The sequence below is a fragment of the Polaribacter sp. KT 15 genome (assembly GCF_900143115.1).
GTDB lineage: Bacteria > Bacteroidota > Bacteroidia > Flavobacteriales > Flavobacteriaceae > Polaribacter > Polaribacter marinaquae.
This window is the reverse complement of sequence record NZ_LT670850.1, coordinates 1,183,289-1,199,422: the sequence shown is the minus strand read 5'-3', so window position 1 is coordinate 1,199,422 and position 16,134 is coordinate 1,183,289. Positions and strand designations below refer to the sequence as shown.

Annotated in this window: 15 protein-coding genes and 1 tRNA gene; 13 read left to right on the top strand and 3 right to left on the bottom strand. The window is 31.4% G+C overall.

The window, feature by feature from the left end; all coding sequences use genetic code 11:
• Positions 1-3: 3 nt before the first annotated feature.
• The 7 genes from B5464_RS05535 to B5464_RS05510 all read left to right on the top strand — a co-directional run bounded on the left by B5464_RS05535 (position 4) and on the right by B5464_RS05510 (position 5,888).
• Complete coding sequence (locus B5464_RS05535) at positions 4-435, top strand: DUF2452 domain-containing protein (RefSeq protein ID WP_079737544.1); 432 nt, start codon at positions 4-6, stop codon at positions 433-435.
• A 1-nt stretch (position 436) separates the two neighbouring features.
• Positions 437-793 (top strand): dihydroneopterin aldolase, encoded by a 357-nt coding sequence (folB, locus tag B5464_RS05530; protein WP_079737543.1) that lies wholly within the window; start codon positions 437-439, stop codon positions 791-793.
• 85 nt (positions 794-878) lie between these two features.
• Positions 879-949, top strand: a tRNA-Cys gene (locus tag B5464_RS05525).
• Between the two features lie 170 nt (positions 950-1,119).
• The gene (locus B5464_RS14315) at positions 1,120-1,293 is read left to right on the top strand and encodes a hypothetical protein (protein WP_154066937.1); all 174 of its coding nucleotides are present in this window, start codon (positions 1,120-1,122) and stop codon (positions 1,291-1,293) included.
• A 132-nt stretch (positions 1,294-1,425) separates the two neighbouring features.
• Positions 1,426-2,271, top strand: coding sequence for an MBL fold metallo-hydrolase (locus B5464_RS05520; RefSeq protein WP_079737542.1), 846 nt, complete (start codon positions 1,426-1,428; stop codon positions 2,269-2,271).
• Positions 2,272-2,281: 10 nt separating this feature from the next.
• Positions 2,282-3,979 carry a S8 family peptidase gene (locus B5464_RS05515; RefSeq protein ID WP_079737541.1) on the top strand — a complete coding sequence of 566 codons (1,698 nt, stop codon included), beginning with the start codon at positions 2,282-2,284 and terminating at the stop codon, positions 3,977-3,979.
• Between the two features lie 67 nt (positions 3,980-4,046).
• On the top strand, positions 4,047-5,888 hold the full coding sequence (locus tag B5464_RS05510; protein ID WP_079737540.1) for a M1 family metallopeptidase: 1,842 nt from the start codon (positions 4,047-4,049) through the stop codon (positions 5,886-5,888).
• A 61-nt stretch (positions 5,889-5,949) separates the two neighbouring features.
• Here the strand turns inward: B5464_RS05510 and B5464_RS05505 are convergent, their stop codons facing one another.
• The 3 genes from B5464_RS05505 to B5464_RS05495 are packed head-to-tail and all read right to left on the bottom strand — an operon-like array spanning position 5,950 to position 8,683.
• Positions 5,950-6,615: a LysE family translocator gene (locus B5464_RS05505; RefSeq protein ID WP_077810398.1), complete on the bottom strand. Its 666-nt coding sequence runs from the start codon at positions 6,613-6,615 to the stop codon at positions 5,950-5,952.
• Between the two features lie 20 nt (positions 6,616-6,635).
• Positions 6,636-7,682, bottom strand: coding sequence for a ferredoxin--NADP reductase (locus B5464_RS05500; RefSeq protein WP_079737539.1), 1,047 nt, complete (start codon positions 7,680-7,682; stop codon positions 6,636-6,638).
• Positions 7,683-7,693: 11 nt separating this feature from the next.
• A complete protein-coding gene (locus tag B5464_RS05495) occupies positions 7,694-8,683 on the bottom strand; it encodes an aspartate-semialdehyde dehydrogenase (RefSeq protein WP_079737538.1) in 990 nt (329 codons plus the stop codon).
• 337 nt (positions 8,684-9,020) lie between these two features.
• Here B5464_RS05495 and B5464_RS05490 point away from each other — a divergent pair, with 337 nt between their 5' ends.
• The 6 genes from B5464_RS05490 to B5464_RS05465 all read left to right on the top strand — a co-directional run bounded on the left by B5464_RS05490 (position 9,021) and on the right by B5464_RS05465 (position 16,123).
• Positions 9,021-10,052, top strand: a complete 1,032-nt coding sequence (locus B5464_RS05490; protein WP_079737537.1) for a rhodanese-related sulfurtransferase — start codon at positions 9,021-9,023, stop codon at positions 10,050-10,052.
• 401 nt (positions 10,053-10,453) lie between these two features.
• Positions 10,454-11,947, top strand: a complete 1,494-nt coding sequence (locus B5464_RS05485; protein WP_079737536.1) for a regulatory iron-sulfur-containing complex subunit RicT — start codon at positions 10,454-10,456, stop codon at positions 11,945-11,947.
• On the top strand, positions 11,925-12,425 hold the full coding sequence (locus B5464_RS05480; protein WP_079737535.1) for a gliding motility lipoprotein GldH: 501 nt from the start codon (positions 11,925-11,927) through the stop codon (positions 12,423-12,425). The genes B5464_RS05485 and B5464_RS05480 overlap by 23 nt, the downstream gene beginning before the upstream one ends.
• Entirely contained in the window at positions 12,425-14,716 is a 2,292-nt protein-coding gene (locus B5464_RS05475) for a penicillin-binding protein 1A (protein WP_079737534.1), read from the top strand. The genes B5464_RS05480 and B5464_RS05475 overlap by 1 nt, the downstream gene beginning before the upstream one ends.
• A gap of 49 nt (positions 14,717-14,765) precedes the next feature.
• Positions 14,766-15,467, top strand: a complete 702-nt coding sequence (locus B5464_RS05470) for a CoA transferase subunit A (protein ID WP_077810391.1) — start codon at positions 14,766-14,768, stop codon at positions 15,465-15,467.
• A 2-nt stretch (positions 15,468-15,469) separates the two neighbouring features.
• Entirely contained in the window at positions 15,470-16,123 is a 654-nt protein-coding gene (locus B5464_RS05465) for a CoA transferase subunit B (RefSeq protein ID WP_077810390.1), read from the top strand.
• Positions 16,124-16,134: the final 11 nt, after the last annotated feature.

Below are 16,134 nucleotides of genomic sequence, written 5' to 3'. Positions count from 1 at the left end.
AATATGAAGAAAGACGGAGAAAAAAAGCCCGATTTAGTTGTATTTAATGAGGAAACTCAAAAATACGATGCAGCTTTAAAACCATATGGTACATCTGCAAGTTCGCCAGTAATTAAGCCTACAAACACGGCAACTTGGACCGCCGATGGTGTAAGACGCACAAATAAAATTTTAAAGGGAAAATTTGAAGAAGTAAGAAGAGAGTACGAATTGTTAATGGAGAAATTTCATTACAATGATATGCTTTATAATGCAAAGTTTGGTTTCGAACCAATAATTGGCGAAACATATCATCTTTACTTAAATAAAAAAGATGAATTATTTTTGTCTATAATAGAACCAAGTGAATGGACTTTAGAGTATAAAGGTTCTTTTAGATTAAATTCTGATAAAATGTGGGAAAAAGTAACAACAGAAACAAAGCCAGAAGCTTAAAATGGGAATAATACAAGTAAATAATATTAAGCTTTACGCTTATCATGGTTGTTTAGATGAAGAAGCAAAAATTGGTAGCGAATATAGAATAGATGTAGAGGTAAAGGCAAGTTTAAGAAAATCTGCAAAAACAGATGAGTTAGCAGATACTGTAGATTATGTACATCTAAATCATATTGTAAAAGAAGAAATGGCAATTAGATCTAAATTATTAGAAGAGGTTGCACAAAGAATCTTAGATCGATTTTTTAGAGAAATTAGAATGATTAGAAGAGCTAAAGTTTCTGTAGCAAAAATTAACCCACCAATAGGCGGAAACGTAGAAGAAGTAGCTATTATTTTAACAAAAAAGAGATAAGATAAAAAAATACTTGCAATACTTGTAAATTTGCGTAAATTTGCAATCCTTAAAACGATATACATTTATATTGTTTTAATAAAAAGGTGTCTTGGCCGAGTGGCTAGGCAATGGTTTGCAAAACCATGTACAGCGGTTCGAATCCGCTAGACACCTCAAAAAAGCCTTAATCTTTTGATTAAGGCTTTTTTTATTTATATGATAATCACAAGAACTAATTTATTAAATGCAGTTTAACGTTAGAAAATAGTCGTTTATCGAAAAATTAAAAATTTGGGTGACTTGTAAATGTACATTTGTATAACCAAACCAAAACACTGCAAACTATGTTTTTACAAATTTTACCACCAGATGCATATGCAACAACAGCTACAGAAACCGTAATAGACAATCAATTACTTTTTGTTGTTTTAGGATTAGCAATAGGAGTTTTTGCAATAATTAAAGTTGCTAAGGTTTTAAGTAAAATTAAAATTGTAAAGCCAAGTTTTACTTCTTAAGAATTAGATTTTTATTAACAGAAAATTACACTTTTTTCTTCATATTTGTAGGCTGCAAATTTTATTTTTTGTAGTTTACTATTTATAAAATCATTAAATATTAATTTTTAATGATTTTTTTAATTTTATATAATGAAGATATATCCTATAGAAACAGGTAATTTTAAGCTAGATGGTGGCGCAATGTTTGGTGTTGTGCCTAAAAGTATTTGGCAAAGAACAAATCCTGCAGATTCCAATAATTTAATAGACATGAGCATGCGTTGTATGCTTATAGAAGATGGAGATAGACTTGTTTTAATAGACACAGGATTAGGTGCTAAGCAATCGGATAAATTTTTTGGTTATTACTATTTGTTTGGAGATTTTTCTTTAGACAGTTCTTTGGCTAAATATGGTTTTCATAGAGACGATGTAACAGATGTTTTTCTAACACATTTACATTTCGATCATTGTGGAGGTGTAATAGAATGGAATTCACAAAAAACTTTATTACAACCTGCTTTTAAGAATGCAAAATTTTGGTCGAATGATAATCATTGGCAATGGGCAACAGAACCAAATGCCAGAGAAAAAGCTTCATTTTTAAAAGAAAATATAAATCCGATTAAAGAAAGTGGTCAGCTTAATTTTATCCATAGAAATGCAATTGACCAAATAGGATTTAATGTTTTGTTTATGGATGGTCATACAGAAAAACAAATGTTACCAAAAATAACATATCAAGGTAAAATAATTGTTTTTATGGCAGATTTATTACCTACAATTGGGCACATTCCTTTACCATATGTAATGGGTTATGATACAAGACCTTTAATAACAATAAAAGAAAAAGCAGCTTTTTTAAACGAAGCTGCAGATAATAATTATTACCTTTTTTTAGAACACGATGCTTACAATGAGCTTTGTACGGTTAAGCATACAGAAAAAGGAGTAAGATTAAAAAATACACATAAATTTACAGATATATTTAATTAAGAGAAGAGAGATGAGAGTATTAAAGCCAATTATTTATACAGCGGTTGCTAGTGTTGTTTTTGCAAGTTGTAAAACATCAATAAATACAATTCCGGTACCAAATGGTGCAGAAAATGTAATAAATATTCCTGCTAAAAAAGGAGCGTTAACAGAAGAAGAAGTACAAGTTTGGAGTCATATGGATTTACAAACAGACTCGATTCCGGGCATGAGTATTGCAAAAGCATATCAATTTTTAGAAGGTAAAAAAGGAGTGCCAGTAATTGTTGCTGTTGCAGATTCTGGTATAGATGTAGAGCATGAAGATCTAAAGGATGTTGCTTGGGTTAACCCTAAAGAAGTAGCAAATAATAATAAGGATGATGATAACAACGGTTATATAGATGATGTACACGGATGGAATTTTCTTGGAAATAAAGAAGGTGAAATTGTAAATGCAGATCAACTAGAACTAACTAGAATTGTTAAAAAAGGAATGGACAAATTTGGCGATAAAAAAGCATCTGAAATTGCAGATGCCGATAAAGCTGAATTTCAAGAATTTTTAAAGTTAAAAGAAAAGTATACACAATCTGTGGCTGCTCATAAACAAGAATTATTCAATCTTGAGCAAACAGAGACAAGAATTACACAAATAGAGCAAAATTTTAAAGATGTAAAAGAATTTTTAGGAAAAGAAGATTTTACTATAGAAGATTTAAAAAGTGCAAAACCAGAAAGTGCACAATTAGCAGCAAAAATTGCTGATGTTTCTAACATGTTATCTAGAGGCATGAGTGAAAAAGGTTTGCTAGATTATAAGAAACAGTTATTAGATTATAAGAAAGGTAAAGACGCTTCTAAAAGTTATGATTTAGATTTTAATGCTAGACAAACTTTGGGCGATGATTTATATGATATTAACGATAAATTTTACGGTAACAATAATGTAATTGGTTCTAAAGATTTAGAAAGTCATGGTACACACGTTGCAGGTATAGTTGCAGCTTCTAGAAATAATAATAAAGGTGTAAATGGTGTTGCTAGCAATGTTAAAATTATGGCAGTAAGAGTTGTGCCAGATGGCGATGAACACGATAAAGATATTGCTTTAGGAATTCGTTATGCAGTTGATAATGGTGCAAAAATTATTAATACAAGTTTTGGTAAAGCATATTCACCAAATAAACAATGGGTTTATGATGCTATTAAATATGCAGAAAGTAAAGATGTTTTAATTGTAAATGCTGCTGGTAATGATGGTAAAAATATTGATATCGAAAAAACATACCCAAATGATTCTAAAGATTTAGTAAACGAAATTGCTGATAATGTTTTAACAATAGGAGCAATGAGCTTACATTATGATGAAAACTTGCCAGCTACTTTTTCTAACTATGGTAAAATGAATGTAGATGTATTTGCACCAGGTGTAGATATTTATGCAACATTTCCTAAAAACGAATATCAAGCTATTAGCGGTACATCTATGGCAGCACCTTCTAGTGCTGGTGTAGCGGCTTTAGTGCGTTCGTATTATCCGCAGTTATCTGCAAGTCAAGTAAAGCATATTTTAATGAATTCTGGTTTAAAAGTTAATTTTGATGTTATTAAACCAGGTACTAAAGACGAAAAAGTTCCATTCTCAGATTTATCAGTTTCTGGTAGAGTAGTTAATGCTTATAATGCGTTAATTATGGCAGATAGAATTGTAAACGGAAAAAAATAATAATTACAAACAGCAATCTTTTGATTGCTGTTTTTTACTTTTATATTCAAATTTAATTAACTATCACATGAAAAAAAACCTACTTTTATTTTTTGCAATTGCTGTAATTGCTTCTTGTACCCAAACAAAAGAAGCAACATATCAGCAAAAAGAAGACACTCAGTTTACTACTTATTGGCAACAACACATCGATTATACAATGGATATTGATGTTGATACAGAAAAGTATCAATATAAAGGTTCACAAAAAGCGGTGTACACAAACAACTCTCCAGATCAATTAGATAAAGTTTATTATCACTTATATTTTAATGCTTTTCAACCAGGTTCTCAAATGGATGTTAGATCTTTAAACATCAAAGATCCAGATAGAAGAGTTAGAGATAGGATTAGCAAATTAAATGCTGATGAAATTGGTTATATTAAAGTAAACTCTCTAAAACAAAACGGAACAGCGGTAACTTATGAAACTGTAGGTACTATTTTAGAAGTAACTTTAAATACCCCAATTAAATCTGGTGAAACAGTTACTTTAGATATGGATTTTGATGCACAAGTTCCTGTTCAAATTAGAAGAACAGGTAGAAATAATAAAGAAGGTGTTGCACTTTCAATGTCTCAATGGTATCCTAAAATGGCAGAATATGATTTTGAAGGTTGGCATACTCCACCTTATATTGCTAGAGAATTCCACGGAATTTGGGGTAATTTTGATGTGAAGATTTCTATTGATAAAGATTACGTTGTTGGTGGTACAGGTTATTTACAAAATCCGCAAGAAATAGGGCACGGTTATGAAGACAAAACAAAGCCGTTAAACGTACCAAGTACAGAGAAATTAACTTGGCATTTTAAAGCACCAAATGTACATGATTTTATGTGGGCAGCAGATCCTAACTACAATCATGATGTTTTAAAAATGGCAAACGGAATTGATTTACACTTTTTATATAAGAAAGATTTAGAGGCAAAGTATTTAAGAAACTGGAAAGAATTACAGCCAAAAACAGCTGAATTAATGTCTTATTTTAGTAAGCATGTTGGTCAATATCCATATAAACAATATTCTGTAATACAAGGTGGAGATGGTGGTATGGAATATGCAATGTCTACTTTAATTACAGGAAAAAGAAGTTTTGGTAGTCTTTTTGGTGTTACTTCTCATGAAATGGCACACACTTGGTTTCAGTTTTTATTAGCTACTAACGAAAGTAAACACCCGTGGATGGACGAAGGTTTTACATCTTATATTTCAAATAAAGCTTCTTATGAAATCTTAAAAAGAGGAAACAAAAATCCAAATGCAGGTCCATACAGAGGTTACAACTATTTAGTAAAAAATAATATAGAAGAACCTTTAACTACACATGCAGATAGATATAATACTAATGCAGCTTATAGTACAGGTAGTTATGGTAAAGGAAGTATGTTTTTATCGCAATTAGAATATGTAATAGGTGCAGATAATGTAGCAAAAGGATTAAAAAAATACTTTACAGATTTTAGTTTTAAACACCCAACGCCAAATGATGTAAAACGTTCTATGGAAAAAGTATCTGGTATTCATTTAGATTGGTATTTAAATGAGTGGACACAAACTATACATACAATAGATTATGGTGTAAAATCTGTAAACAATAAAACGATTACTTTAGAGAGAATTGGTAAAATGCCAATGCCTATCGATTTAGAAGTTACTTATGTTGATGGTTCTGTAGAAAACTTTAATATACCATTAAGAATAATGAGAGGTAATAAGCCAACAACAGCAACTGTTATTACAGATTGGGGTTGGGCAATGCCAACATATACTTTTAACGCATCGAAAGCAGTTAAATCTGTAGCAATAGATAAAAGTAAACTAATGGCAGATGTTAATGCTGATAATAACTTTTACGAAGTAAAATAATACTTCTACAAAAAAGAGAAAAGCCTCATCATAATTTATGATGAGGCTTTTTTATTGTTATCTAGTTAATAAAATCTTCAATTCTATCATTTGGTATAAAACCTTTCAACATTAAGAATACACCGCAAATTATCAATATAATTCCCATAATTTTTTTTACTCTAAAAATTACTTGTGGTGTCATTTTAGATTTTAATTGTTTTGCTAAAAAAATCTTACCTAAATCGGTTACAAAATAACCTATTAAAACAGTACCAAAATACCAAAATATAGCATTTTGATCCATTTTTAAGGTAGGTCCAATTACAAGAACAGTACCTAACCAAAAAGCTAAAACACCTACGTTTATAAAGTTTAAAAAGAATCCTTTAAAAAATAATTTTAAGTAGTTGTTTTTTATGGGTACATCTACAATTTTAGCAGATTCTAATGCTTCTTTTTTGTTCTCTTTTTCTAAATACGTAATTAAACCATAAATTATAAGTACCAAGCCGCCAAGAAAGAATAATCGCGGATCGTCTTTAATTTTTTCTAGCAGAGATCTACTTCCGTAGTAAGCAATTAGAATAAAGGATAAATCTCCTAAAATAACACCTAAATCAAAAACAATTGCTGCTCTAGCTCCTTTTAAAATACTAGTTTGTATTAACATAAAAAAAACAGGTCCTATCATGAAAGCCATGAAAAAACCTATTAAAAAAGCATTTTTAAAGTCGTAAATATCCATATTGGCAAAAATACGGAATTTTAAACATCATCAAAGTCAATTGTAATTTTTGGTGTTGTTGGATATGCTTGACACGCTAAAACCAAACCTTCTTCAATTTCACTATCTGTAAGTATAGAATTTTTTACCATTACAGCTTTTCCTTCGGTAACTTTACACATACAAGAACTACAAACACCACCTTGACAAGAGTAAGGTGCATCTAAGTTATTGCGTAAACTTGCCGCTAAAAGATCGTCTGTTTGTTGCATAGAAAAAGTAGTTTCTTCATCGTCTAAAAGAACTTTAACTTCTGTAACGCCTTCTTTAACTTCTGCAGCAGCTTCTTTATCAATAGAAGTTGTAAATAATTCGAAATGAATATTTTCTTTGCTAATTTTATTAGCAGCCAAAGTTTTAGAAACTTCTTCTATCATTTGTTCTGGCCCGCACAAAAAAGCAGCATCAAAACTAGTTTCTTTGTACATGTTTTTAACGAAATACTTTGTTACGTTTTCGTCTATTCTGCCACGCAAACCGTTTTTTACGTTTTCTCTACTGTAAATAAAATGCAAATTTAAACGTTCTGAATACGTTTCTTTTAAAGCGTTTAATTCATCAAAAAAGATAGTATCTGCAATAGATTTATTACCATAAACTAAAGTAAAGTTAGAAGTGTTTTCTTCTTCTAAAACCGATTTTACCATCGATAAAATTGGTGTAATACCAGAACCTGCAGCAAAACCGATATAGTTTTTATTAGCCTGCGGATTTAGTAAAAAGCGACCTTCTGGTTCAGAAACTTCTATTTCATCGCCAGCTTTTAATTTAGAAGTTGCGTAGGTAGAAAATACACCGTTTTCTACAGCTTTAATTGCAACTCTAATTTCTCCGCTTTTTGGTGCAGAGCAAATAGAATATGCTCTTCTTATTTCTTCACCATTAATTACTTTTTGTAAAGTAATATATTGTCCTGCAACAAAATTAAAACTGTTTTTTAAATGTTGAGGTATTTCTAATAAAACAGAAACCGCATTTGCGGTTTCATGTTTTACTTCTTGTATGTTTACTTTGTAAAATGTTGCCATTTAAATATGTATTATACCAAATTATTCGCAATTAAATATTCGGCAATTTGAACTGTGTTGGTAGCAGCACCTTTTCTAAGGTTGTCTGCAACAATCCACAAATTTAAGGTATTTTCTTGAGATTCGTCTCTTCTAATTCTACCAACAAAAACTTCGTCTTTATTATGCGCATTAATTGGCATCGGATACAGGTTGTTGGCCAAATCATCTTCTACAATCACACCAGGTGTTTCGCTTAAAATAGTTCTAACTTCTGCTAAATCGAAATCATTTTCAAACTGTACGTTAACAGCTTCAGAGTGCCCACCAGCAGTAGGGATACGAACCGCGGTTGCAGTTACAGAAAAAGAATCATCACGTAAAATTTTCTTTGGCTCTTTAACCAATTTCATTTCTTCTTTAGTGTATCCGTTTTCTAAGAAAATATCACAATGTGGCAAAGCATTTCTACCAATTTTATGCGGATACGCCATTTCTCCGTCTACACCAGCTTCTTCATTATCTAGTTGTTGTACTGCTTTTACACCAGTACCAGAAACAGATTGGTACGTAGAAATCACAACACGTTTCATAGTATATTTAGAGTGTAACGGCGCTAAAGCCATTACCAATTGTATTGTAGAACAGTTTGGATTAGCAATAATTTTATCATCCGCAGTTAAAACATTACCATTAATTTCTGGAACTACTAATTTCTTTGTCGGATCCATTCTCCAAGCAGAAGAATTATCTATAACCGTTGTACCAACTTCTGCAAATTTTGGTGCCCATTCTAAAGAAGTATCGCCACCGGCAGAAAATAAAGCCACATCTGGTTTTAAACTCACAGCATCTGCTAAGGTTACAATTGTATATTCTTTGCCTTTATAAGATAATTTTTTACCGGCAGATCTTTCAGATGCTACAGGTATTAACTCAGTTATAGGTAAATTACGTTCTTCTAAAACTTGTAACATTACAGTTCCAACCATTCCAGTTGCTCCAACTACAGCTATTTTCATCGGTATTTCTATTTAATAATTTTTATGATACTACAAAGATGCTAACAAATTAGTAACCAGCCATTCTTTTAATAAAAATTTACCAATATAATTCCTGTTGTTTAAAATTAAACAAATTGATATAAAATTACATCTGTAAGTTAATTTTGAAGCTATTTCCTGCTTTCGCTACTCGCTTTTTTTGCAGAAAAAGCAAAAAAGAGCTCAAACAGACCGCTCTATCAGGGCTAAACTATTTGCATACAATTGGTCTTTTCTATTACAGTCTTTGCTTTGAAATGATTGTTTAAAAAACTAACTTTGCAAAAAATATATAGTTTAACCTAAAAAGTATAGCATGCAACTGTACAATAAGTTAAGCGCAAAAGAACGCGCTGCATTAATAGATGAGGCTGGTAAAGACCGTCTTACAATATCATTCTATCAATACTTCAAGATAGAGAATCCACAATTATTTAGAGATAAATTATTTTTAGAATGGAACGCTTTAGATGTTCTTGGTAGAATTTATGTTTCTTACGAAGGTATCAATGCACAATTATCGGTACCATCAGAAAATTTTTATGCTTTAAAAGAACAATTAGATAGTATTTCATTTTTAAAAGACATACGGTTAAATGTTGCGGTAGAGCAAGACAACAAATCGTTTTTAAAGTTAAAAGTAAAAGTTAGAAACAAAATTGTTGCCGATGGATTGAATGATGAGACTTTTGATGTAACTAACAAAGGAGTGCACTTAAACGCAAAGGAGTTTAACCAAATGCTAGCAAACCCAAACACGGTTTGTGTAGATATGCGTAACCACTACGAAAGTGAAATTGGACATTTTGATGGTGCTGTAACACCAGATGTAGATACTTTTAGAGATTCTTTAGATATTATAGAAGAAGATTTAAAAGACAACAAAGAAGATAAGAATTTATTGATGTATTGTACCGGCGGAATTCGTTGCGAAAAAGCATCTGCGTATTACAAACACAAAGGTTTTAAAAACGTATTTCAACTAGAAGGCGGTATTATCGAATATACGCGTCAGGTAAAAGAAGAAGGAATCGAAAATAAATTTATTGGTAAAAACTTTGTATTCGATCATAGAAGAGCAGAACGTATTACAGATGATGTAATTTCTAATTGTCACCAGTGTGGTAAAGCGTGCGACGAGCATACAAATTGTGCTAATGAAGCATGTCATTTATTATTTATACAATGTGATGAATGTTCAGAAAAGATGGAAAACACCTGTTCTACAGATTGCCAAGAAATTATTCAGTTATCTTACGAAGAACAAAAAGAACTTCGAAAAGGGAAGGGAAATAGCAATAAAATCTTTAAAAAAGGACGTTCTGAGAAATTAAAGTTTAAGAAGTAAAGTTAAAAACGATATTTGAAAGCTCTCAATTTTTGAGAGCTTTTTTTATGGATTAAATTTTAAAATATATCTGAATTCAAAAAAGATTATCAGTGAAATTAAATTATACGCTTACTAATTATTTACCTACAAATTCTAATAACAGATAAATTAAAACTACTGTTTACAGTAATTTCGTTTTAAAATTAAATATCAGTTCTCTTAAACTTATAAAAAGCTATTTTTTCATTCTTTAAGAATGCGTATATTTACGAATTAGACAAAATTAAGTGGTGTTTTTATACTTGCTTGATAATCAAAATTATGAACTTAAAGATTCTTAATTTTTATGTAATTTAAAGAGGTTTTTTGATGTAAAACGTTTAATTACTAAGAGTTAAAAATTATAAAATATAAATCACATGGCATGTGGAAGTTGCGGTACAACAGAAAATGGTGTACCAAAAGGATGTAAGAGTAATGGTAATTGTGGTAGTGGAACCTGCGGAAGTGGTAGTAATAAATTAGCTGTTTTCGATTGGCTTTCTAACATGACGTTACCAACCGGACAAGAACGTTTTAATATTTTTGAAGTCCGTTTTAAAAACGGAAGAAAACATTTTTACAAAAATGTAGATAATTTACCCATAACAATGGGAGATATTGTTGCTGTAGAAGGAAATCCTGGGCACGATATTGGTACCGTTTCTTTAGCCGGAGAATTGGTAAAAGTGCAAATGAAAAAGCGCAAAATTACCGCAGATCACGAAGACGTTAAAAAAATCTACAGAAAAGCAAGTCAAAGAGATATCGATATTTGGCAACAAGCAAGAGGTAAAGAAGAAGAAACTCAAAGAAGAGGAAGAGAAATCTTAGGTCGCTTAGGTTTGCAAATGAAATTATCTGATGTAGAATATCAAGGAGATGGTAACAAAGCTACTTTTTATTACACAGCAGATGCAAGAGTAGATTTTAGACAATTAATTAGAGATTTGGCAAGTGCATTTTCTATTCGTGTAGAAATGAAACAAGTTGGTGCAAGACAAGAAGCAGCAAGACTTGGTGGTGTTGGTTCTTGTGGTAGAGAGTTGTGTTGTTCTACTTGGTTAACAGATTTTAGAAAAGTAACAACATCTGCAGCGCGTTATCAGCAATTATCTTTAAATCCGCTAAAGTTGGCAGGACAATGTGGAAAATTAAAATGCTGTTTAAATTTTGAATTAGACACGTATTTAGATGCCTTAAAAGCGTTTCCGAAACAAGATGTAGTTTTAAAGACAGAAAAAGGAGATGCCGTTTTTGTAAAGATGGATATTTTTAAAGGACATCTTTGGTATACTTATAAAGAAGAACGTTTTAAGTGGTTTCGTTTAACTTTAGATCAAGTCTTAGAAATTATAGATTTAAATAAAAATAACGAAAAATCTGCTACGTTAGAAGAATATGAATCTGATGTAGAAATTCCTGTAAAAGTAGATTTTGAAGATGCTGTTGGGCAAGATAGTTTAACAAGGTTTGATGCGCCAAAAACTAGCAAAAGAAGAAGAAATAATAGAAATAAGAAAAAGAAAAAACCTGTTGCAGATGCGGCAAGCACAACGCAACAAAAACCAAACGCTAGAAAGAAACCGCAAGCAAAACCCGCCGCAAAAAAAGGAAACAGGCAACCACAAAAAAATAAGCCACAACAACAAGGGCAAGCACAAGGACAGCAAAAACAAAATAAACCAAAGCAGAAACCTAAGCCAAGACAAAAACCTGTTGCTAAAAATACAGATGCTACAAAACCGATTGCAAAAGCGAATGCAAATACAAACAAACCAAAGGTAGAAGGTAAAAGGCCAAACAAACCAAGAAGAAATAATAGAAATCGTAAAAACAATACGCCTAAGAATGGAAACGATTCAGAAAAATAAAATATTACTTTTTGTAGGTTTTTTCTTTTTGATGATTTCTTGTCAAGACGTATCCGAGTTTAATCAATATAAAACATTAGAAGATGGTTCTTGGAAATCGAACCAAGATTTAACGTTTAATTTTGAAGTTAAAGATACGATTCGACCAAAAAATTTGTTTATCAATATTAGAAATAATAACGAATACGAATACAGTAATTTGTTTATAATAACAACTTTAAAGTTTCCAAATAACACAACAGTTATAGATACGTTGCAATATGAAATGGCAGATGAAAAAGGGGTGTTTTTAGGTAGTGGATTTTCGAGTATCAAAGAAAATAAATTATTTTATAAAGAAGAAAAAGTTTTTCCTACTTCTGGAAATTACGTTTTAAGTGTAAAACAAGCAATGCGAAAAAACGGAGAAATTAACGAGATTAAAAATTTAAAAGGAATTTTAGACGTTGGTTTAACTATTGAAAAAATTAATGAATAATGGTAAAAAAAGAAACTACAAGTTTTAAAAAATATTTAAAATGGTTCTGGGGAATTGTTTTAGGAGGTTTTACACTAATCTTATTGTTGTTTTTGTATACAGCCTGGGATCCTTTTGATGCTTTACCATCTTTTGAAGAATTAGAAAATCCGCAGACCAATTTAGCAACAGAAGTTATTTCTATTGATGGTAAAACAATAGGAAAATATGCAACAGAAAACAGAACGCCAATTACTTTTAAAGAGTTGCCAACAAATTTGGTAAATGCATTAGTTGCTACAGAAGACGAGCGTTTTTACGAACATTCTGGTATTGATTTTAGAGGAACAGCAAGAGCTGTAGTAAAGTTAGGCGCTGGCGGTGGTGCTAGTACAATTACACAACAACTGGCTAAAAATTTATTTACTAAAAGAGCTTCTGGTAACAAAATAAAAAGAGTTATACAGAAAGCAAAAGAATGGATTGTTGCCATCAAATTAGAAAGACAATATACAAAGCAAGAAATAATTGCAATGTATTTAAATACGCAAGATTTTATTTTTAGAGCAGTAGGTATTCGATCTGCTTCAAGAATTTATTTTGGTAAAGAAGCTAAAGATTTAGATTTACAAGAAGCAGCAATTATTGTTGCGATGTTAAAAAACCCGAGACAATACAATCCGCATAGAGAAATCTCAAAAAAGAAATCTTTAAATAGAAGAAATGTGGTTTTTGCTCAGATGTATAAAAATAGTTTTATCACAGAAGAAGAAAAAGATTCATTGCAAAAATTACCTTTAAAAATTAACTTTACTCCAGAAAGTCACAGTGATGGTTATGCTACCTATTTTAGAGGGCACTTACAAAAAGTGATGCGTAAATGGGTAAAAGAACACCCAAAACCTAACGGAGAAGAGTATAATATTTTTGAGGATGGATTAAAAATCTATGTAACTTTAGATTCTAGAATGCAACAGTATGCAGAAGAAGCCGTAAATGAGCATATGGCAAATTTGCAGAAATACTTTTTTAAAGAACAGAAAAATAATAAAACGGCTCCTTTTTTAGATATTGAAAAAAGCCAAGTTGCCGGAATTTTAAATAGAGCTAAGAAAAACTCTGAAAGATATAAGCGATTAAAAAAAGCAGGAAAATCTTCAAAATATATAGATGAAGTTTTTAAGAAAAAAACTGCAATGAAAGTGTTTTCTTATAAAGGAGATATTGACACAATTATGTCTCCAAACGATTCAATTAAATATTATAAATACTTTTTACGTTCTGGTTTATTATCAATAGAACCACAAACAGGGCACATTAAGGCTTGGGTTGGTGGCGTAAATTATAAACACTTTAAGTTTGATGCAGTAGAACAACAAAAAAGGCAAGTAGGTTCTACCTTTAAGCCATTTGTATATGCAACTGCAATTAATCAATTAAAATTGTCACCATGTACAGAGTTTCCTAATATTCCTTATACGATTCCGCAAGGAAAATACGGAATTCCAGAAGCTTATACACCAGAGAATTCTAACTCTAAGTATGGCGGAATGTTAACGCTTAAAGAAGGTTTAGCAGGTTCTGTAAATACAATGTCTGCAAGATTAGTAGATATGGTTTCTCCAGAAAATGTTGTTCGATTGGCAAAGTCTGCGGGTATCGAAACTGATATACCGGCAAATCCTTCTATCGCTTTAGGTGCTGTAGATTTATCATTATTAGAAATGGTTAGTGCTTATTCTACTTTTGCAAATAGAGGTTTGCGCGTTAGCCCTATGATTATTACAAGAATAGAAGATAAAAACGGAACAGTTTTAGAAGAATTTACACCAAAAACACAAGAAGTTTTAAGTGAAGAATCTTCTTATGTTGTTTTAAATCTTTTAGAAGGTGTAACTCAATCTGGTTCTGGTGCAAGATTACGTTCGGGCTATACAGCTTATCCAAAAATTGTAACGGGTTTTCCATATAAATTTACGAATGCAATTGCAGGAAAAACGGGTACAACTCAGAATCAATCAGATGGTTGGTTTATGGGTGTTGTGCCAAATTTGGCAACTGGAGTTTGGACTGGTGGAGAGGATAGATCTACGCATTTTCCGGGTATTGGTTACGGGCAAGGAGCAACTATGTCTTTACCTTCTTGGGCTTTATTTATGCAAAAATGTTATGCTGATAAAAGTTTAAAAATTAGTAAAGCAGAATTTGATAAGCCAGAAAACTTATCGATAAATATCAATTGCGAAGAAGATACAGATGATAAGGATGATAAAGAAGAAGAGGTTGTGCCAGAAGAAGATACAGACTTTTAATTTTTATTCTTATCAATACTAAAAATAATAACTTATAAAATTTAATTTTATGATTAATAAAAAAGTTAAAAATGTACAAGAAGCCTTACAAGGTGTGAAAGACAAAATGACCTTTATGTTAGGTGGTTTTGGTTTGTGTGGTATTCCGGAAAATGCAATTTCAGAATTGGTAAAATTAAATGTTAGAGATGTTACATGTATTTCTAACAATGCTGGTGTAGATGATTTTGGTTTGGGTTTATTACTTCAAAATAAACAAATAAAAAAGATGATTTCTTCTTATGTTGGCGAAAACGACGAGTTTGAAAGACAAATGTTGTCTGGTGAATTGGAAGTAGAATTAACGCCACAAGGAACTTTAGCAGAAAAATGTAGAGCTGCACAAGCAGGTTTCCCTGCATTTTATACGCCAGCAGGTTACGGTACAGAAGTAGCAGAAGGCAAAGAAACAAGAGAATTTGATGGTAAAATGTATGTTTTAGAACCCGCTTTTAAAGCAGATTTTGCTTTTGTAAAAGCTTGGAAAGGTGATGCAGCAGGTAATCTTGTGTTTAAAGGAACCTCTAGAAACTTTAATCCAAATATGTGTGGTGCAGCTACAATTACTGTTGCAGAAGTAGAAGAATTGGTAGAAGTTGGTGAGTTAGATCCAAACAATATTCATATTCCAGGAATTTTTGTACAAAGAATTTTTGAAGGAAAAGATTACGAGAAAAGAATTGAACAACGAACTGTAAGACAAAGAAGCTAATTATGTTAGATAAAAACGGAATTGCGAAAAGAATCGCACAAGAAGTTCAAGACGGATTTTACGTTAATTTAGGTATCGGTATTCCAACGTTAGTTGCCAATTATGTTAGAGAAGATATCGAAGTAGAATTTCAATCTGAAAATGGAGTTTTAGGTATGGGACCTTTTCCTTTTGAAGGCGAAGAAGATGCAGATATTATAAACGCAGGTAAACAAACAATAACCACATTGCCAGGAGCAAGTTTTTTTGATTCTGCAACTAGTTTCTCAATGATTAGAGGTAAACATGTAGATTTAACAATTCTTGGTGCTATGGAAGTTGCCGAAAACGGTGATATTGCCAACTGGAAAATTCCAGGAAAAATGGTAAAAGGAATGGGCGGCGCAATGGATTTAGTAGCATCTGCAGAAAACATTATTGTAGCCATGATGCATTCTAATAAACGTGGTGAATCTAAAATTTTAACAAAATGTTCTTTACCATTAACCGGCGTAGGTTGTGTTACTAAAGTGGTAACTAATTTGGCGGTTTTAGAGGTAAAAGATAACGCATTTCATCTTTTAGAAAGAGCACCAGGAGTTTCTGTAGAAGAAATACAAAATGCTACAGAAGGTACTTTGGTTGTAAACGGAGAAATTCCGGAAATGAATATTTAGAAAGAACAATA